The sequence below is a fragment of the Pseudomonas sp. PS02303 genome, assembly GCF_029959925.1.
GTDB lineage: Bacteria > Pseudomonadota > Gammaproteobacteria > Pseudomonadales > Pseudomonadaceae > Aquipseudomonas > Aquipseudomonas mandelii.
In genome coordinates, this window is sequence record NZ_JASCOM010000583.1 from 1 (window position 1) to 276 (window position 276).

1 protein-coding gene is annotated in these 276 nt (G+C 63.8%); it reads right to left on the reverse strand.

Annotated features, from left to right (window positions below):
• Positions 1–276, reverse strand: a 276-nt coding sequence (locus tag QMX98_RS34960) for a hypothetical protein (protein WP_282412109.1), incomplete at both ends; no start/stop codon positions are given.

The following is a 276-nucleotide window of genomic DNA, read 5'->3' on the forward strand; positions in this document are numbered from 1 at the left end:
TTGGCGGTGGTGCCGTTGTCATCGACCACGGTGACGGCGAATTGCTCGGAGATCCCGTTGGCACCGTTGGCCGTCGGATGCGCTTCGTTATCGGCCAGGGTGTAGCTGTAACTGACTACGCCGGTCGCGCTGTCGAACCCGGTGATGGTCAACGTGCTGCCGAGTGGTGTGACGATCGATTGCGGGAAGCCTGCGGACACGCCGCCGACCACCACGTTGATGCCACCGACGCTGAGGGTTTGCACACCGTCGAGCGCGGTGATGGTGAAGGTGCCG